This is a genomic window from Shewanella eurypsychrophilus (genome assembly GCF_007004545.3).
Lineage (GTDB): Bacteria > Pseudomonadota > Gammaproteobacteria > Enterobacterales > Shewanellaceae > Shewanella > Shewanella eurypsychrophilus.
In genome coordinates this window covers 4334034-4353219 of the sequence record NZ_CP045503.2, presented here as the reverse complement: position 1 = coordinate 4353219, position 19186 = coordinate 4334034, and the positions used below count along the sequence as shown (strand labels likewise).

General features: G+C 43.3%; 14 protein-coding genes. 8 read left to right on the top strand and 6 right to left on the bottom strand.

Annotated elements, in window-relative coordinates; translation table 11 throughout:
• Positions 1–126: 126 nt before the first annotated feature.
• Positions 127–837 (top strand): purine-nucleoside phosphorylase, encoded by a 711-nt coding sequence (deoD, locus tag FM038_RS18570; RefSeq protein ID WP_142870515.1) that lies wholly within the window; start codon positions 127–129, stop codon positions 835–837.
• Positions 838–980: 143 nt separating this feature from the next.
• Here the strand turns inward: deoD (FM038_RS18570) and FM038_RS18565 are convergent, their stop codons facing one another.
• Positions 981–1616 (bottom strand): AhpA/YtjB family protein, encoded by a 636-nt coding sequence (locus FM038_RS18565; RefSeq protein WP_142874782.1) that lies wholly within the window; start codon positions 1614–1616, stop codon positions 981–983.
• 78 nt (positions 1617–1694) lie between these two features.
• On the opposite strand from FM038_RS18565, the gene serB reads away from it, so the two are divergent.
• Both serB and FM038_RS18555 read left to right on the top strand, forming a co-directional pair.
• A complete protein-coding gene (serB, locus tag FM038_RS18560; protein WP_142874781.1) occupies positions 1695–2675 on the top strand; it encodes a phosphoserine phosphatase SerB in 981 nt (326 codons plus the stop codon).
• Between the two features lie 224 nt (positions 2676–2899).
• Positions 2900–3814 carry an alpha/beta fold hydrolase gene (locus FM038_RS18555; protein ID WP_142874780.1) on the top strand — a complete coding sequence of 305 codons (915 nt, stop codon included), beginning with the start codon at positions 2900–2902 and terminating at the stop codon, positions 3812–3814.
• Positions 3815–3858: 44 nt separating this feature from the next.
• Here the strand turns inward: FM038_RS18555 and FM038_RS18550 are convergent, their stop codons facing one another.
• Positions 3859–6273 carry a PilZ domain-containing protein gene (locus FM038_RS18550; RefSeq protein ID WP_195873118.1) on the bottom strand — a complete coding sequence of 805 codons (2415 nt, stop codon included), beginning with the start codon at positions 6271–6273 and terminating at the stop codon, positions 3859–3861.
• A 333-nt stretch (positions 6274–6606) separates the two neighbouring features.
• Between FM038_RS18550 and radA the strand changes: the two genes are divergently transcribed.
• Entirely contained in the window at positions 6607–7980 is a 1374-nt protein-coding gene (radA, locus tag FM038_RS18545; RefSeq protein WP_142874779.1) for a DNA repair protein RadA, read from the top strand.
• Positions 7981–8621: 641 nt separating this feature from the next.
• Here radA and FM038_RS18540 read toward each other — a convergent pair.
• On the bottom strand, positions 8622–10004 hold the full coding sequence (locus tag FM038_RS18540; RefSeq protein WP_142874778.1) for an SNIPE associated domain-containing protein: 1383 nt from the start codon (positions 10002–10004) through the stop codon (positions 8622–8624).
• Positions 10005–11302: 1298 nt separating this feature from the next.
• Here FM038_RS18540 and FM038_RS18535 point away from each other — a divergent pair.
• Positions 11303–11656: a hypothetical protein gene (locus tag FM038_RS18535; RefSeq protein ID WP_142874777.1), complete on the top strand. Its 354-nt coding sequence runs from the start codon at positions 11303–11305 to the stop codon at positions 11654–11656.
• Positions 11657–11673: 17 nt separating this feature from the next.
• Here FM038_RS18535 and FM038_RS18530 read toward each other — a convergent pair whose 3' ends face one another.
• Entirely contained in the window at positions 11674–12330 is a 657-nt protein-coding gene (locus FM038_RS18530) for a Crp/Fnr family transcriptional regulator (protein ID WP_142874776.1), read from the bottom strand.
• A gap of 146 nt (positions 12331–12476) precedes the next feature.
• Here FM038_RS18530 and deoD (FM038_RS18525) point away from each other — a divergent pair, with 146 nt between their 5' ends.
• A complete protein-coding gene (gene deoD / locus FM038_RS18525) occupies positions 12477–13184 on the top strand; it encodes a purine-nucleoside phosphorylase (protein ID WP_142874775.1) in 708 nt (235 codons plus the stop codon).
• 108 nt (positions 13185–13292) lie between these two features.
• Here the strand turns inward: deoD (FM038_RS18525) and FM038_RS18520 are convergent, their stop codons facing one another.
• On the bottom strand, positions 13293–13661 hold the full coding sequence (locus tag FM038_RS18520) for a PilZ domain-containing protein (protein WP_142874774.1): 369 nt from the start codon (positions 13659–13661) through the stop codon (positions 13293–13295).
• 406 nt (positions 13662–14067) lie between these two features.
• On the opposite strand from FM038_RS18520, the gene torR reads away from it, so the two are divergent.
• A complete protein-coding gene (torR, locus tag FM038_RS18515; RefSeq protein ID WP_142874773.1) occupies positions 14068–14802 on the top strand; it encodes a two-component system response regulator TorR in 735 nt (244 codons plus the stop codon).
• A gap of 37 nt (positions 14803–14839) precedes the next feature.
• On the opposite strand, the gene torT is transcribed toward torR, so the two are convergent.
• Positions 14840–15997, bottom strand: coding sequence for a TMAO reductase system periplasmic protein TorT (gene torT, locus FM038_RS18510; protein ID WP_142874772.1), 1158 nt, complete (start codon positions 15995–15997; stop codon positions 14840–14842).
• Positions 15998–16057: 60 nt separating this feature from the next.
• On the opposite strand from torT, the gene torS reads away from it, so the two are divergent.
• Entirely contained in the window at positions 16058–19105 is a 3048-nt protein-coding gene (torS, locus tag FM038_RS18505; RefSeq protein ID WP_142874771.1) for a TMAO reductase system sensor histidine kinase/response regulator TorS, read from the top strand.
• Positions 19106–19186: the final 81 nt, after the last annotated feature.

Sequence of the window (19186 nt, the reverse complement as noted above, 5' to 3'; positions counted from 1 at the left end):
TAAGCTGATATCGATTAGCTTAGTGCTGCTTTTAAGTTTGGCGGTTTAGATGATGGCCGCCATAAATAAGACTTAATACTAATTCTAGTACTAGTTTAAGTTACAAATATATAAGGGGTTATATAGATGGCTACACCACATATTAATGCTGTTGACGGTGCATTCGCAGATACAGTGCTATTTCCAGGCGATCCACTACGTGCTAAATACATTGCTGAAACCTTCCTAGAGAACGTTGAGCAAGTTACTGATGTTCGTAACATGTTTGGTTTTACTGGTACATACAAGGGTGTTCGCATCTCTGTAATGGGTTCTGGCATGGGTATTCCTTCTGCTTCAATCTATGCTACTGAGTTGATCAAAGACTACGGTGTTAAGAACCTTATCCGTGTTGGAACTTGTGGCGCAGTAAGCACTGACGTTAAAGTTCGTGACGTATTGATCGGTATGGGTGCATGTACTGATTCACAAGTGAACCGTCTACGTTTCAAAGGCCAAGATTTTGCAGCTATCGCTGATTACGGTCTACTAAGCGCAGTCGTTAAAGCAGCTGACGCAAAAGGAATTAAGTACCGCGTAGGTAACGTATTCTCAGCTGATCTTTTCTACACGCCAGATCCAGAAATGTTCGACGTTATGGAAAAGATGGATATCTTAGGTGTCGAAATGGAAGCTGCCGGTCTTTACGGTGTTGCTGCTGAGTTCGGTGCTAAAGCACTTTGTGTTTGTACTGTATCTGATCACATCCGTACCGGTGAAAAGACCTCTGCTGAAGAGCGTCAAACCACCTTCAACGAAATGATCGTGATGACACTAGAAGCGGCAATTACTCTGTAATTACGCTTTTAGTTGTTCATAATCCCCTCCATCGCTATCCTGCGATCGGGGATAAGCACATCCATGTACAAAAGGGCTCATTAGAGCCCTTTTTTGTGTCTGTGTAGGAGGGGCTTCAGCCCCGAGATTCTAGAACCTAGGAACTAGGTTTTCTTTAACTTCTTCGGTTTCTTTCTTAGCTTTGCACGTGTCTTACGTCGATCAAAGTCGGCGCGTTTAAATGAAAGGGATCGCGACAAAAGTAAACCTATCAATCCGGCGATGATTAACATCATCTGCTGTTGCTCCATATGGATTTGATGAGCTTCTTTTATTTCATTAAAAAACAGTCTTGGCTCTAGCCTAACTTCAATAAAACCTAAGTTATTACCATCTTGGCTCACCGCTTCTACATACGGCGGATAACGTTCCAGCAGTGCCTCTAGCTCCTCAGATTCTGGCTCCAACTCTTCATCTGATACACTTTGAGCAAAAGCGAGTCGTTGGCCGTCTTCACTGAATATGCTTGCGGACATCACTTTAGGGTCTAACACTAATGCACTGGCGAGCCATTGAAGTTGCTCATCATTTTGCAGTTGTAGCGCAGGTGCAGCGCCATATGCCGTTTGTTGAACCAGTAATCTGGCCATCTTTTGTGTTTGGGACTTTAGAAGCTGCTGTCCTTGTAGTAGGCTAGTTTCCCATAATTGGATAAGACCCACAGCTAAGGTGATCGCAATTGCCATCTGCACTAGCCTGCTAATTCTATGGCTCTTTTTCAGACCTTTAAGAAAAAACACTATATACCTGAATTTTTGAAGGGTTTAGCTAATCATAATTGATTATCGTCTTGCCCGGTAGTTGGAGAAGCATTACTAATGGAAAGTCTGAGTCATACCTTGTTGTTCTCATGGTTATCAAATGGTGAAAATAGCCGTTTTCAATACCAAAGTAAGACTTTGTCGAAACACCACGAAACGCTGGCACCAGATTGCGTGTCGCGCCTACGTTGTGTTTATGAAGATAAGGTGCAAGAGGCTGAGCTGTCAGCCGCGATAGGCAGGCTAGAACTGGATTTAAGCTTGGCGATTATTGAGCGTGACTCAGGCCTATATTGTGTTGAGTTATGTGCTGACGTGCCGTTTAGCCTGACGCAACTGCAAGTTATCTCTTCTGTTAGCGGTGTTGAAACGTTTTCTATCTCCAATACACAAGCCAAGCTTAATGAGCCAGGTTTACTTGTGATGGATATGGACTCTACCGCCATTGAAATAGAGTGTATTGATGAACTGGCGGTGATGGCTGGCGTGGGTGAAGCGGTTGCCGAGGTGACGGAGCGAGCGATGCAAGGTGAATTGGACTTTGAAGAGAGTCTGCGAGCACGTGTTGCTAAACTGCAAGGTGCTGACGCGAGCATTATTCAGACTTTGTGCGACAAGCTCCCTTTGATGCCAGGCTTGATTGAATCCGTTAATGAGTTACAAAAACATGGCTGGCGCTTAGTCGTGGCATCTGGTGGTTTTACGCCATTTGTCGGCCATTTGAAACAGTTACTCGGGTTAGATGCCGCTTTTGCCAATGAACTGGTTGTCGAAAATGGTAAGCTAAAGGGAACTGTGACGGGGCAAGTTGTTGATGCACAGTTTAAAGCCGACACTGTGCTTCGTTGTGCTAAAGAGTGGAATATTCCAGATGGTCAGCGTCTCGCTATCGGCGATGGTGCTAACGATATCCCTATGATTGAGGTGGCAGATTACGGTATTGCTTATCATGCTAAACCTAAACTTGAGCAAGCGGCCGATGTGGTTATTAGCAAGCTTAATCTCAAGGTGCTGCCATTCTTATTGCTCTTAAGCTAACCGTTGTTTTATCTAAGCTGGAGGTCGTTCACTTCCAGCTTTAGACTGTCTCATGTATTATTTCTCATATAAATTTTCGTTTAAAACTCTCTGTTATATACCTTACTCGATGGGGGATTATCATATCCCCCTTGTTTGACTTGTTTATATCAGCGTCATCACTCTTGTTTTTTGACAATTGACTCAGTAGTTTAATAGTCAAATATTACATAAGATTGTATGCCGTGACTATTGAACAAGATTCGTTATTTATCCCCTACCTCGATGGCAAGTTGCACCTTAGGCAGATAAGACCTGTCGATGCCGACATGTCTAAGCCGCCCATTTTTATGTTGCATGGTGCCATGTCTAATGGTCGAGTGTTTTACAGTGATAATGGCAAAGGGCTAGCCTGTTTCCTGGCGGCATCTGGCTTCGTTGTGTATGTGCTCGATATTCACGGCAGGGGACTGAGCACTCCCAAACTTCAGCGTGGCTCTAAGCCTGGGCAGGGCCAGGTGATCCGTGACCAACTTCCCTTGATACATCATTTCATTATCTCCTTACATCCTGGTGTTTCTCAAATACATTGGTGTGGGCACTCATGGGGAGGCGTTTTAATGGCGAGCGCTATTTCTAGGTATCCTTTGTTTCAGGATTGTGTGGCTTCTTTGCTCACTTTTGGCAGTAAACGCCAGATAAAGGTTAAGTCTCTTAAGAAGTGGCTAATGGTTGATATTGGTTGGAATAAGTTGGCACCAGCGATTGCTTGGTCACATGGCTACCTTGCCGCCGACCGATGGCGGATGGGGATGGACAATGAAAGCCGTGCTTCACTGTCACAGAGTATCGATTGGGTGAGGGGGGATTGGGTCGATCATGATGATGGTTTTGATTACGGCAAGTCGGCGGCAAATATTGCCAGGCAAGATAAGTGGCCTAAAGCTTGGTTTATTGCCGGGCAAGGAGATGATGTACTTGGCCACCCGGAAGATGTGTTCCGAATGCTGCAGGAATGCCAGTTTGCAGATTTTAAATATACCTTACTGTCTAAGGAGCAAGGTTATAAGCATGATTACGGTCATGCTGATATGTTAACCCATAAAGATGCTGCCGATGATCATTTTCGTCAGGTAAAGCAGTGGTATCAGGGATTGTAAGTTCTTAGTGCTAGTGCTTAGGACCTAGGAACTTATATCATTTTTCAACTCTCATTGGCTGTGATATTTGAATCTGTTTCATGTAATGCTGGGTACCTGAGTTGTACCTCTTGGGTAATGTCTAATAGCTCACCTGTGCCTACGATGCGCCATAATAGCTCTTCAAGTTTTTTAGATTTATGCTGAGCGTGTATACCTATGTATTCAATTTCACGTCGAATATAGGACAGATCAGGTTTTCCTGTGGCACCGCGATAAACCCTTAACGCCATAAACTTACCTAAGTTATTACTTTGGTGAATAAAGTGTTGTCTCGCATTAAGATCGCCTATTTCGCCGGGAGTTTGGCACTTCACCTTGACTTGCCCCTGGGATTGTCTCGAAACTTGCAAGTACACTTCAAAATACTCTAGTCCATCTTGAGGTTTCAAAGCTCGAATGGGTTCGATAAACATCGATTTCAATCGACCATCTTTGAGTAAAGAGGCTAAATTATATTCGAGTGATTGCGTGGCTGATCCCGCGAAAATATCAGTGATAACATTCTTATGTGTACCGACTCCAAGCAGAGAAAGTGTCGCCGATTTGGGTGTCTTTTCTACAAAATAGGGCACTGAGTCTAAGTGACGCATCAACAAGTTTTTTAGGCCATCTGCGAGCTCTTTCATCTCACTGTTGGCCTCAGTGATTTTCTCAAGCTTAGAGCGATTATGAATAATAAGTTTGTTCATAAACTCGACGCCTACATGGGGGGTATGTCCCATTACAGCAGCAAGGTGTATCGCTGTACCTTTTTTTCTGCTTTTAATTAAGTGGTAAGGCAAGTGGTTGAGTTGCACCTTACCGGCTATCTGCTGCAGTTTAGGGAAGCCCAATTGAATAGGGGCAGTTTTATCAAACTGTGTCGCTTCCGCTAAAGTCAGTTGCAAACCTTTACTTGAAATATCATGGGTCGATGCTGTTATTGAATGCTTACCTTGCGCTAAAATAACCGGTGTTTTGAAAGAGTAGCGGGCTTCATTTCTTCGCTCGCTGAATTGTAGTGATAGCAGTTTAGTAGAGTTCGAGATCACTTTTTCCTGGCCAAATACTTTAAGTTCATTGGCCTGGTTTTGACAGTGTTCCCCCCAAGCTAAATAATCTTCTTGGACATTTTTTGAAGTCAGATCAATTAGCTGCATAACATGAGTAAATTGTTTGAGTTGTGCTTCTGTTAGCGCGCTATAGTTGCTGTCATCACCAGGCAATATCGAGGCCTTGTAAGATTTTTCATGGTCTATTTTGTGATGAGTCAGTCTAAATATTTTCCATGATGACTTATTGGCACCAAAACTAAAAAACAGGGCCATTAAATTATGTTGTTTCAGTTCTGCCAGGGTCGCAGAGTAGAAATAAACATGTCCTTGAGTGTGAAAGGTAAAACAAAAAAACAGGCTGTGATCTTTATTATCAGGTGCACTAATTAAGGAGTTTAAGCGTGATGGCGATAACATGCCCGATAACTGACTGACATCTCTCTCATCTTGAAAATAGGACTGCAGCTGTTGGTTGTCGCGGCTAAGCAGCTTATGTGTTATTTGAAATTGTCCGTCATTTTGCTCCAAATACAGGGGTAAGTGGGGCAGGTGAGGCAAGTAATGTCGCTCGAAGCCTAAGCCTTTTGCTGCTACTAATATATCATTTACATCGACTTTATATCTGAACTTATAGCCTTTTATTAGGTTTGAGAGCATCTGAGACAGGGCTTCAGAACCGCCTACACGCTTGAGGCGCATCCAGCAATATTCATGGTTAGTTTGAGTATCGACGACTTCATAGTCGACGCCTTGCTGCAGGTCTTCATAATAATACTCTTCACCGAGTTCGAGTAATTTAACTCTGATAGGCTTATCGAGCTCGAAATGATGTTGCAGTGGTAGGCGTATTCTGGCACCACCGACAGATAGGTCGACAGTTATCCCTTGAATTTCGTTGCGGCCAGGTTGTAAAACAGCAATCCGAATACTGTAATTCATCCTTTCTTCACTGCGGTTAAAGTAGCTACCTAGCACAACACCCTGCGCCATATAGGGATCGAATAAGCTATCATCTTGGCCTTTGCCACGATCTCTGAATTTTAGCTTTCTTTGTTTATGCGCCTCGAGGACACTTTCATAGACGCCTAAAGTATATTGGTTTTGATATAGCGCGATTGCTTCTATGAAGCTTTCTTTAGCGGGTTGATCTAAGTAATGCTGCTGCTTGCCATGGACGACCTGTTCACAGGGAAGTTCTGATTTATCCCGGAGATCTATAACACGAGTACACAGCGACGAGATGCGATTAAGCTCCATCTTGAGTAAAAAACGAGTGGAGTTCGATTCATCTGATGTTAGATTTTCAAATAGCTCCTGGAAATTGGGTTCCATTAACAGGGGCTTTAGCTGCTCAATTAAGGCACTGTGGTCGTCTAAACTCATTTACTGGCTTCTTCTAAGAATTCATATTATGTTTTGATCGGTCATCTTGCTGGCTGAAAACTCAAGCGGTTAATAGTATCATGTCGGCATAAAGTGATATTACTTGATAAGAAAACTGACTAACAAGCATATTTAAGTCTTTATTATTACTCATGAACACCTAATCGTTCGCATCATTCTAAGATATTTGAGGCATTGAATGATAGCCAATCGTTTTAAGTTCATTTTAGGTTATCTTAAGCCATTATTGGCTTACAGTGTAACTAATTCAGTTTTACCTTAAGAGTTGCTCAGCAGATTAACTCGATATTTCAACACATGTAATTAAGAGCTATGGCGAAAATTAAAAAAGCGTTTGTATGTAATGAGTGTGGACAAGATTTCCCACGTTGGCAGGGGCAATGCAGTGCATGTCAGGAATGGAATACCATTACTGAAGTGCGCTTAAGTGCCAGCAAGTCTGTAGGCACTTCAGTATCGGGTTATGCTGGCGCTGTCGGCGGTGGTTCAAAAAAACTCAGTGAAATAAAAGAGTTTGAAGCCGAGAAAATGTTAACCGGCATAGGTGAACTCGATCGCGTACTTTGTGGCGGCTTAACCACAGGCTCTGTCAATATCATTTCTGGTGATCCTGGTGCTGGTAAGACAACCTTATTATCGGATTTAGTCTCGCGTATGTCGCAGAGCATGCCATCACTCTACTGTACTGCAGAGGAGTCATTGTCGCAGTTTAAGAACCGTGTGAATCGGCTTAAATTGGACTGCAACGAAGATAACTTATTTCTAATGGCTGAAACCAGCGTCGAAGCTATCATTGCAGAGCTTGATGCTAAGCAAGTGAAGTTTGCCGTTATCGATTCGATACAGGCTGTGGTGACTGAGCTGGCGAATGGCAGCCCAGGTTCGCCATCACAAGTGAAGAGTAGTGCTCAGGCTTTAACGCAGTACTGCAAGCAAAATAATGTGACTATGTTTCTAGTGGCTCATGTTAATAAAAACAATGAAACAGCCGGCCCACAGACATTAATCCATATTGTTGATTGTCTGACCCATCTTGAGTGTAACGATGGACAGATTCGAACACTCAGAGCCAATAAAAACCGTTTTGGTGATGTCGATACCGTTGGCATTTTTAGAATGACAGAGCGGGGCATGCTTAGTGTTGATAATCCCAGCGAAATATTTTTGTCTGGCTCATCGACCGAGTCCCCTGGGGCTGCAATTACCTGTATTCGAAAAGGTAATCGCAATTTATTAATTGAGATCCAGTGTTTAACCACTGAAACCGAAGGTGAGTTTCCACAACGTGTGTGTGTGGGCCTTAATATGAACCGCATTAAAATGTTGACGGGAATATTACGTAAACATACCAAAACCAAAATTTTTCATGATACTTATTTCAACTTAGTCGGCGGTTTGAAAATTGATGAATCTGAAACCTGTATCGACTTAGCGTTAGTGGCAGCATTATTAAGCAGTTTAAACGATTTCGTGGTGCCAAGAACCACCTGCATCATGGGCGAACTCAGCTTAAATGGTGACGTGCGTCCGATAGACAGCGGTGTTCCACGGGTCAAAGAAGCGGTTCAACACGGATTTACTGAAATCTTGATCCCGTTTAGAAATTATCACAAGTCGATGGAAGGGCTCGGAGCTAAGATCAATCCGGTAAGGACTATCCATGAGTTGCTTGAGTTAATAAATTAACTCTACTCATTTTTTGTTTGGTTCATTGGGCAGTTTTGGTACTTAGTCAGCTTGCTAAGTACCAAAGCTTCATTGGTGTTTATTGCTTGCAGCAGGTGCTGTAAATGGATTTACGAATGTCACGATCACATGGATGTGAATGAGTGACCTCATATGTAGCTACTCCTGTGGGTCGCCGGCTCTTGATTTCATATAGAGTCATCCTGGCCGCTCTGCGCTTTTAAACAACTTCCATGTTTAAAGGCCTGTTCGGCATCCTGGCCTCTCGTTCGAAGAGCTTCACTAAGTTAAGCCTCACCCTGAAACCGAAGCCCACAGCTGCATCTACATCAGGTTATTCATCTCTTCGATTGGGGTTCACGATTCGTAACTAACTTCTGGACAAAGCGTGTTAGAGCATTCGGCCTAACTCAACAGATATTTTAAAACTGAACAAAAGCGTTTCACCACGGAGAACACAGAGGGCACGGAGAAAGGCAACAGCTAAAGTCTTTGCAACTCTCAACTTTTAGCTCAATCTTTACCTCCGTGTTCTTCGTGGAAGCGAAGCGCTCCGTGGTGATATTATGCTCGAGTTGAAGATGCCCCTTTCTGTAAAAAAAACCAGTGTGGATGCGGCTGTGAGCTACAACATTACAACACTAAATGGCGTCTGCAAATTGAGGTGCAGAGTGTTGGCTTTCTACGACTTGGCCATTTGCAATGTCTTGTTTTAATTGCGCTTGCTGTCTCATGGCCTTGGTTTCATGGTAATCCTGAGCAACAGCAGTCTCAACAAACTCCGCTTCATCACCAAGTATTGAGCTGACGGCTTTCTTAATCTCATCTAAGCTGATCACAAAGAACTCTTTGCGTCTGTTCACCATGTTAACTCGCTTCTGGTCAAAGATGTTATGCAGCTCCCTCTCTAGAGTTGGAGCATCTTTTGTGTGAATCATTGCATGCACGTCAAACGAGAATGGTACCGACGCATCTCCAAGTTCTTTAACTCGATCCATAGGCTCTAGTCTGCGGGTCATGCCAACTTTATAGACGTCTTCACCAAAGGAACCTATATTACTAATCACGTATACGTGCCCACGTTTAGTTTGCTGGGCCATGCTTTCAGCTCGTTGATGTTTTTGCTCCGCTTCAACTAAATTTGCCTGAAGTGCCGCTATCTTAGCCTCTAATTCAGCACGCGAATCATCGTTAGCAGTCTCAAGTTCGTGCTTGGCCTCATCAAGTGCTTTCTTATATCGTGCCTCTTCTTTGATGGCTTCCTTCTCAGCTTTTAATATCTCAGCCTCAATTTTTGCCTCTTCGCGCATCTGAGCTTTGATTTCTGCTTGCTCTTCGCGTTCTCGCTGTTTCTTCTCTTTATACTCAAAATTGAGCCGGATCTCATCTATTTTCAGTTGCAGGTACGCTTCAGAGATCAATATGTGGTTAGACTCGTTAAGCTTATTAATAGCTTCAAACGCCTTGGTGATGCGTTCCTGCATCTTGACCATATTCTTCCATGTACAGTTTGCAATGGCTGCGTCACATTCATTGTTGAACGCGCGTGCAGTAAGACGAATCCCTCTTTGGGTCATCTTACGGCCTTCAGCAGAAGAACCTCCGACTTTCCACTCAATGGTGCAGTAGATGGCACCTGCAGTATCTTTTATGCGAAGCAGGCCTTTCTGTTGTTCTTTACACTTATTAATCTCTTCTTTGTATTTGTCTGAGGCGTCAAAATCGAAGATTGGCTCATAGAAACCCAGCTCTATTAGCTCGATATCATCGGAGTAAATAGCGATCTGCCTAACAAGTGAATCGTATATTTCTTTCTTAGACGCATAATCGGTCTTCATAGACGCTGTTTGATTGTCCAGTTCTACAATTCCATTATGGCGATCCTCGGTAACCTTATCTGTTTGAGTTGCTATTTCGTAACGTGCAGATTGTAGCTTCTTGAAAAGAATGACCGCGATTATCGCAATAATGACAGTCGTCACAGCTAATCCAAGGAGAATATTAGAGATTTGCAGCTCTTGCATTTGCCACCCTATTACGTTGGTGTAGGTTGAGATTCGCAGTGAATCGTTGAGTGTGGGCACATCAGAAAAGAATAACTAAGACACCCATTGTTAAATCTAACTGATGGGGTGTTTTTGGGGAAAGGCTTTCGTTGCAAAGCGTGGACAAATAGGGGGGAAGATTGATATGAATCAATTGCTTGCGCTGTTCTCTCTGCTTTTCTTCTTTTCTGCAAAGAGTGAGTGCTGCTAGCTTATCTTCATCCCTGAATGGCTACTTTCTACCCCTTACTTATGAAGTTGAGTCTCGCCTGCGTTCCCCTAACTGCACACACATTAACCTACTTTTATTGTGGGTTTCAATATGAAGACCGTTATTTTATTGAAAAATATAGTTTTAGTAAAACATATAACTAGGAGTAAAGGGTCATAGCGAATTAGGTAGGTCTCATGATTCAAAATTGTTTACAAGGAAGGTTAAATAAATAACCTTCCTTTGAATAACCCAGTGTGGATGCGGCTGCGAGCTTCGGTTTCAGGGATGAAATCGCAGAGCGTATAGGGACATATTTACAGCGTCTCGCAGAAGCATCTGCACATTCCTCGCCGGGCAGGCGGTAGATTGCAATGAAGGGTCGACCTTCAAACCCACTTCCAAATATAAAACCAGCCAAATGAAGCAAGAGAAAATGTAATCAGCCTTCATTCGAAGGCAAACACACTTTGGGGCATAAATGAGCTAGACCACTCGCACTAACTCAAAATAAATTTAAAAAATGAACAAAAGCGATTCACCACGGAGAACACTGAGGGCACGGAGAAAGGCAACAGCGAAAGTTTTTGCAACTCTCAACTTTTAGCTCAATCTTTACCTCCGTGTTCTTCGTGGAAGCGAAGCGCTCCGTGGTAAGAGAGCCTGTTTCTTGGTAAAGCATCAAATCCAAAACTATTCACTACGGAGATCACGGAGCACACGGAGAAAGACAGCGGCTAAGCCGCAGAGCGTATAGGGACATATCTACAGTGTTTTGCAGAAGCATCTGCATATAAGCCCGCTGCAAGCGATAGATAACAAGGAGGTGTTAATCATAGCTGTACAGTTAAATATGCTGAAAAAAGCGAAATTAACTCGTTTTGGCTAAGGCGGTCTAAAGAATATTGATCTACCTAACACATAGGGTGATGGTTTTATGCCATATTAAGCACATTCTTAGGTATCACTGTTTAACCCCCTTTTTGTATGACGCTAAATTCATGGCAAAAACGAGTTAACCAGTGTAAGTACATACCAACCATTCTATATAATGAGATAACACCCAATGAATCTATTCAATACAGTATTACTAGCCTCAACTTTAAGCATAGCCGCAGTGACAGGTGTAGCGCAGGCAAGTGACCTATCGTGCAAGGTAAAAGGTGGTGATGATATCACTATGACTAATATTACTATTCTGCGTTCGAATGAGTCGGTAGTTAATGTTGGTGGGTACAAGTCACCTATACTGGGTAACATTTATCGAATCGATGGGGTTGATGGTCAAGATATTAGCGAAACGCCTACCTATCTCTCATACAACCAATATCCGTTAGCTGACCACAAGTTGTTTGCTACAGTACAAGTTTATGGCGAAGAGGCTGTTACAGGCCTTTGTATCGTGACAGATGTAATGTAAGTAGTAGCGTTTATGACTTATTTCATCTCAAGGAATTGCGCTAGCTTTTGCAAATCCTTGACGTGAAGTTGGTTGTCTCGTTTCTCGATAAGATCCATGTCGAGTAGTTGATTCACCACTCGGCTGTATACTCGCTCCGAGCAGCCGAAACGTTCAGCTTCTTTGTAAACATGGGAGAAGTTAACTGCGGGCCTTGCACCGATACAACGTTGTTGCATGTCCCAGGCGATGTTGTAGATGAGCGGGTGAAGAAAGCGATTCATGGTCATCGTCATGCCGGTTTGATAACGGCTTGACAGTGCCTGACTCATCCAAATTCCAACTTTAGGATCGAGCTGCAGTATTTCAGTCATCACCTTTATGGGCAATACTTTCGCTTCGGCAAGTTCACTGGCTTGAATATTAAATTGGCAAGGGCTGCTAGTTAAGTACTCGACTTCACCAAATAGGTGATTGTCGACAAGGTTAAGGCCTAGGCTGTAATTTCTCCCGTTGTTGGCGGTATAGCCGATAGTAAACTCCCCCGATCCTACCCAGTAGAGTTCAAGGATATCTTGGCCTTGATGCAGTAGATACTCTAAGGGCTGAAATGTTCTGGATTTTAGTGGTTGCCGTTCAATTTCACGACAAAAAATGTCGAAGCCTTGCATTGCTAATTTATTAATATTTGTCATCTTTACTTTTATTCCCTCTTTTACTCAATTTTTCAGCAATGTCATATACATATCTTATACCCAGACAATTGTCCTGAGATTTATACGCTGTCACAGATAATATATCTCTTAAATTAGTTAGAAAACATGATTTAAGAGGACTCACCATGACGCCACATATTAACGCCGCAAAAGATGATATCGCTGAGATAGTATTAATGCCAGGCGATCCACTCAGGGCTAAGTATATTGCAGAAACTTATCTGACCGATGCTAAACAAGTCAGTGATGTACGCAATATGTTGGCTTTTACCGGTTTTTACAAAGGTGTGCGCCTTTCTGTAATGGGTCATGGTATGGGCATACCTTCTGTGTCTATCTATACTCACGAGCTTATCCATGAGTATGATGTGAAGAAGCTGGTTAGAGTCGGCAGCTGCGGCGGTGTCGCTGAAGATATCGATCTTAGAGACATCATAGTGGTTAATGCCGCTTCGACTGGGTCTGCGACCAACCGTTTACGTTTTGGCGGTTATGATTATGCAGCAGTGCCAGATTTTGAGCTACTTAGGACTTGCTGGCAAACGGCTGACAGCCTAAAAACACCGGTCCGCTATGGTGGTATTTTTACCAATGATTTCTTCTATGGTGATCCGGAGAATCTGCTGCCAGTTCTACTTAAGATGAATATCTTGGCGTTAGATATGGAATCGGCTGCGCTGTTTGCTATTGCCGCAGAAAATCGTGTGCAAGCCTTGAGTATTTTGACTGTTTCTGACCATGTGGTTAAAGGTGGGGAGATGAGTACGCTAGAGCGTCAGACAAGCTTTAATCAAATGATGGAGTTGGCTTTAGAGACTGTGATTGCTGATTAAACTTCACTTAATGAAGACAAAGCACACGTCTTAGGAGTGCTTTGTCTTTTTAAAATAGGGAATTATCTTTGAGTTACCCTGTACTTTAGTTGCTATGTACTTTCGTTATTAGCTGCTTTCGTGGTCGGCAATAAATAGCTCTAACTCTCGATTAAGCAATAATGAGTCACCGACATTGAGCTCTATCATTCGACGTAAGTGGCTGATGCTTTCGACATCAATGTGCTGACATCGAAGGCCTAGGTGTCCTGATTTTTGATGGATGAGACTGGTTTCCATCTGAACTTGAATATCGGAACCTTGTAGGCTAAAACTGAGCACTATGGGGGACTTTTCTGCTGAAAAATTGGCAGGCTCTTCTACTAAGGCACCGTTGAGGCTTAGGTCGAGAATATTTGTTGTCCAGACCTTATCTGCTTGTGTCAGCTGAGCGCCAGTTGCAAATGAGATCCTTGAAAATTTACGTTTCTCGTCCATAATGCTTCCTTTAATTTTTACCCTTTGCCAGTAGGCTTTCGGCTTTAATGTTAAATGCAGTAGCTCAGCTACAGCATGGCATTAGTATAAGCATATGCCAACTTACTATGAGAGTAAAAAATCTTATTACTTTATACAATAAATAAGTCTGTTAACTGAAATTATCCCTGTTTTATTGATGCTGTGGCCAAAAAATCATGGTGATATCTCATATTTTCACTATTGCTTATATGCAAATATTAAAAAGTGTGAATAATGATGGCAGCGCTTTTTTCATCGACGACTTGATGAACATTTAGTCACGTTAGCTTGCTGTATATGGCATGCTTAAACGTAGGCGTTATAATCTTTGGCTCATAACCATCTATTCGTCATTATCTATTGATAGCAACAGGGTTCATACTTTATGGCTAATTCAGTTCTACACTCTACGCCTCATACAGTATTGGTTGTTGATGACGAAGCCGTTATCAGGGCGCGTCTGAAAGGTTACTTCGAAAAAGAGGGTTACCGTGTCATTGAGGCGCAAGATGGTGAGCAGATGTGGTATCAGTTTGGTCGTCAACACATTGATTTAGTCATGCTCGATATTAATCTGCCGGGTGTCGATGGTTTGAGTTTAGCCAGAGAGCTTAGGAGTCGCTCGGATGTCGGGATTATTTTAGTGACCGGACGCGATGAAACGATAGATAAGATCATTGGTCTAGAGATGGGCGCCGATGATTATGTGACTAAGCCTTTCGAGCTTCGAGAGCTACTGGTCAGAGTTAAAAACTTACTTTGGCGTATCTCATTGGTACAAAAGGCTAAAAAAGAAGTCGTCGAGCAGCTTGAGCAGAGTGATGACGTGATAGCATTCGATGGTTATATTTTAGAGCTTAATAGCCGCAAGTTGAAGCATGGTGAAGATATAATCAAGCTGACTAAAGCAGAGTTTGAGCTATTAGCTGCGTTTGCATTACATCCTCAGCAAGTACTGACCCGTGAGCGTTTGATGCAGCAGACGAGCCATAGAAATCAAGATGTGAATGATAGAACCATAGATGTGATAATCAGAAGACTCAGAAACAAGTTAAACCCTGAACTCTTCGCGACTATCCATGGTGAAGGTTATCTATTTTCAGCAAAAGTAGAAGATTAAATTATCTTCCTAGGACCTAGGCTCTAGGACCTAGGCTCTAGGAGCTAGGTCCTACTCGATATATCGGATAAAAGTCTGCGGGTGCCAGACTGTCCTCTAGATGATGTTTCTTTAATACATCCCGCTGTAAGCCTTGAATTCTTGGCCCTATATCTCCAAATGGCTTGGCACCTTCAAGTTCTCTGACTGTCACATCAATCGCCAGCTTTCCTTGTAATACCACTAAGTCGTCACTGCTAAAGGCCACTTTACCTCTAAACAGACCACGCAATACGGCGGGTGATAGATAGCTGCTAACCAGCTTTACCGTCGGCTGATCGGCTTGTGTATTAATATCATTGATATGTCTTAGCGTGAGTTCGCCAATAGCGGCTTCAATGGCCACTGCGCTACCTAAAATATAATCGGGTGTTTGGTCATTGAGTAGATGATGAAGCTGGTCGCGGTAGAGATTGCGATTGTTATCGGCGTGTCTGATAGATGAAATGTGGATCTTGTTTTGCGCTTTACTGGGCTGCGCCTTTGCTGACTGTTTGTTGTTTGAGACTAGAGGGTTTAGCGCTGCCGTGATCCCTTGTTCGACCCAATCACTTCCTCCTTGTTTCTCCGGTCCAGTGAGTAGAGCAACATTGGCATCTTGCAGATTGGCACGTTCAACATCTTGCCTGATAAACTGAGCGGCATTGTAGCCCATTTGGTACCAGTTTACGCCTATTCGGGTATCAACTTTATGGCTATCGATTCTATTGACTAAGGCGATTAATGGTTTGGTGATGGGGTCATGGAAAGAAGATAATAATTTTGGATGAACGCTACCGAGTAAGATGGCATCATAATCTTCTTGCATACAGCGAGATAGCTGTTTGAGTTGCTTTTTTTGTCCATAATAACTACCGGCTTCAAACAGCTCTAAGGTAATATTCAGTGCGTTAGCTCGCTCAACGAGTCCATAATCGATACCAATCCAATAGGCATCTTTTAGGTGGGGAACTAGGACGCAAATTTTCCAATCTTGCTTGGCTTCAAGTAAGGGGGAATATTCCAGTGACTCGCTGAGTTGTTCTTTGACATTGAATGGACTGCGCTGCTCTAATGACCAGGTCGATTCTCCCGGTGCAGCCACTGTGAGTGTGCTGCTAACCAGCAAGATTAACCAGAATATATTGAGTGCAATTTTGCATTGTTTAGCCATCATCTAAAATGTCATCATATGCAGTGAGTTATCTCAGCAGATTGTATCAGTTTAAGGAAAAAGATGGGCCCTTTATCATTATCGCGTAAAAGTTTGGTTGGACGTTTAATGCTAGCGTTTTGCTTACTGGGTTTTTTACTTTTACTGCTCATATCCCTAGGTAGCCTGAGCTTATATTGGGTGAAACAAGCCGATAAATATCTTTATGATGAAGCCTTACCGGCATCTCAAGTGGCTAGAGAACTCGTACAGTCTTCTAATGCGTTAGCCGAAAATGCACAGTCACTAGGTACGGTAGAGGAAGAAGTTCAGCGACAGTTTATTGGTCGTATGCTGTCTATTAACAGTACAAATCTATTAAGTTCTATTGCTCAGCTCAAAGCCATAGGTGTACAAAGCGATCATCGATTGGAGTGGTCGGCAGGAGAGATCATCCATGAACTTTCAGCCTTAGGCCAAAGTGTGGGTAAGCGTTTAAAGGTGGCTGGAGACCTGTCAGCCTTAGGCTCTGCCTTGGTGAGCTCTTCAAGTCATAGCACAGCGCTGCTTGAGGCTGAATTAGCCGTGGTTAATTCGGCTATTATCGCTAAGCTGAGCTTGGCATATCCTGAAATCGCAGGTAATGAAAGTAGCGCTCAACTGCTGGATGCGGTGATAGAGCAAGACCTAGACATTCAAGAGAGGCTAAATCGAGCGCTGAAGTTGATTCATAATATTGCCTTGATTGGCCAGTTGTTACAGTCCCCTGAGCAAGAGAGGGCATTAGTGACCTTACTCAATGCTATGTCACAACAACCTTTGGCTAGCTTTCCTCTTCGTTATCAAGTTCAAGGTGCTAACCTCAGCCCTCCTAACTCTACAAGCTTCAATAATGCTGGACCGCAAATTGACATGATGCCCTTAGAACTGCTTAAAGGCTTGATTAGAGATCCAGCCAGAGCAGAAGAACTTTCTATAGAGTTGAGTATGCTTCGTCAGGTCTCTGAAGGATTAAGAGTGCAGTATCAGTACGTTAAATTGCTCAAAGACCAAGCGAAACAACTGCAGCTGCTTTCTGATAAATTAGCCGGGGTAAATCGTTCATTAGATAATGCAATGGCAAGCCAACAAGGCCAAGCCGATCTGGCAAGAGTTGACTATTTACGCCAGCTATTTTGGGCGAAAACAGGCTTGTGGGGCACAGGTGTTCTGATGCTTTTAGTCATTCTATCTGTCATGTATCTGGTGATTTATAAAGGTATAGCCTTAAGATTAAACGAGGCTTCTGAAGCCTTATCCCGCCTGAGTCTCGGTGATACTAATGTGACCATTAACTCCCATGGTGATGATGAATTGACGGCCATGGCGAATGCGATTAAAGCCTTTAAGGATAAAACGGCTCACAACCAAAAACTGCAATCTGAACTAAGATCCAGTGCCTCAGAATTAACAGAGCATAAAGCGGCACTAGAGATCACCGTTGAGGCACGAACACAAGAGCTGGCTATAGCAAATAAGCGCCTCGACGCGGAGGCGAAAGGTCATGCGCAAGCAAGAAATATGGCTGAAGAAGCCAGTCAGGCCAAGTCATTGTTTTTGGCCACCATGAGCCATGAAATTCGTACGCCGCTGAATGGGTTGCTAGGTACCTTAACCTTGCTTGGGCACTCAGAGCTTCCGGTTGCGCAAAAACAGATGTTGGCTCTGTCACAATATAGCGGCACGCTGCTGCAGACGGTACTCAATGATATTTTAGATTTTTCTCGCCTAGAGCAAGGAAAGTTGGCCAATGAGCCAAGACCAGTGGCGATAAACGACCTTCTAGACGAAGTGGTGTCGATAATGTTGGCTGGGGCTGGACTTGCAGGCTTACGCTTAGTACTCGAGAGTCCACAGCTGCCACTTTGGGTTAACTTAGATGGACCCAAGTTACGTCAGATATTGTTTAATTTAATTGGTAATGCCATCAAATTTACCCCTCAAGGAGAGGTAAAACTTAAGGTGTCATCTGATGGGGAACAGCTTAATTTTGAGGTCAGCGATACAGGTGTCGGGATCAGTCATGATGCCAAGCAACAGCTCTTTAAAGCTTACAGCTCACAGCCTAATCAGGGACGCTCTCGCGGTACCGGACTCGGACTTGCTATCTGTAAAGAGCTGGTTGAATTGATGAATAGAAGCGCAAATCCCTATGATGAAAATAATCGCACAGAGGCGGAATCAACATCGCCTTTATGGCTGAAGAGTGAGGTTAATATTGGTAGTTGTTTTGGTTTTAGCGTTCCGCTCATAGAGTGTCAGCAGGTGCATGATGAGCAAGCTGAGCAATTAGATAACGTGGCGAAAAAACGCGTTTTAGTTATTGAGGATAATAAAGTCAATGCCATGGTTGCTCAGGGGTTCCTTGCACACTTAGGCCATGAGTCCGTGTTGGCAGGAAGCTGTGAACAAGCGCGCAATGTATATCATCTAGATAGCGCGAACAGCTTCGATGCCATTATGTTGGATATCCAGTTAGGTGATGGCTCAGGCTTTGAACTACTCAATGAACTTAAGAGCATTAATCATCTCGCCAAACATCAGTTACCCATTGCCGCCTTTACCGCCCAGCTACAATCAGATGATCTGCATCATTATCAGCAGGTCGGTTTTGATATTGTGTTAGGTAAGCCGCTTAATATGCAGTCGTTAGCCGAATGGCTTGGTCTTGCAGCCCTGCCAGCTAAACAAAGTTCACCGATGAAAGATCAGGAGCAAGTGTTAACGGTCACAGCCCCGAGTGCTCAAAGTCATCAAGTGGAGCCGCAGCTATTAGATCTCACTCAGATAGATCAAGATCTCGAATACCTGGGTAAAGAGGCGGTACTTGAAATGTTGCAGCTGTTCAGGGAAAGTAGCCAAGTTCAAATATCTAAACTTGAACGCTTAGAGAAAAGCGTAGACTCCAACAGAGAAAGCAATATTAAACAGTTATTGCATGCCTTAAAGGGAAGTAGTGCGAGTATGGGCTTACTGGCACTATCTGGTTTATGCAAAACCCTGGAAGCTGTGGAATATCAAGCTGAGGAACATCAAGCGTTAGGCTTGATGTTAACCCGCTCTGTCGACACTTTGGCTGGTTATCTTAGATAGGCAACTTTGAGCCCATAATGCCGCAAAACAATGATAAACTGCGCGGCAGTTTTCCTTGCAACGCTTTATTCAGGTATTCCA

Bases quoted from the DNA above. Each gene is read 5' to 3' on its own strand.
- deoD (WP_142870515.1), top strand. From the start codon at position 127: ATGGCTACACCACATATTAATGCTGTTGACGGTGCATTCGCAGATACA.
- FM038_RS18550 (WP_195873118.1), bottom strand. From the start codon at position 6,273: ATGAGTTTAGACGACCACAGTGCCTTAATTGAGCAGCTAAAGCCCCTG.
- torS (WP_142874771.1), top strand. From the start codon at position 16,058: ATGGGCCCTTTATCATTATCGCGTAAAAGTTTGGTTGGACGTTTAATG.
- torR (WP_142874773.1), top strand. From the start codon at position 14,068: ATGGCTAATTCAGTTCTACACTCTACGCCTCATACAGTATTGGTTGTT.
- radA (WP_142874779.1), top strand. From the start codon at position 6,607: ATGGCGAAAATTAAAAAAGCGTTTGTATGTAATGAGTGTGGACAAGAT.
- FM038_RS18520 (WP_142874774.1), bottom strand. From the start codon at position 13,661: ATGGACGAGAAACGTAAATTTTCAAGGATCTCATTTGCAACTGGCGCT.
- torT (WP_142874772.1), bottom strand. From the start codon at position 15,997: ATGATGGCTAAACAATGCAAAATTGCACTCAATATATTCTGGTTAATC.
- deoD (WP_142874775.1), top strand. From the start codon at position 12,477: ATGACGCCACATATTAACGCCGCAAAAGATGATATCGCTGAGATAGTA.
- FM038_RS18535 (WP_142874777.1), top strand. From the start codon at position 11,303: ATGAATCTATTCAATACAGTATTACTAGCCTCAACTTTAAGCATAGCC.
- FM038_RS18540 (WP_142874778.1), bottom strand. From the start codon at position 10,004: ATGCAAGAGCTGCAAATCTCTAATATTCTCCTTGGATTAGCTGTGACG.
- serB (WP_142874781.1), top strand. From the start codon at position 1,695: ATGGAAAGTCTGAGTCATACCTTGTTGTTCTCATGGTTATCAAATGGT.
- FM038_RS18530 (WP_142874776.1), bottom strand. From the start codon at position 12,330: ATGACAAATATTAATAAATTAGCAATGCAAGGCTTCGACATTTTTTGT.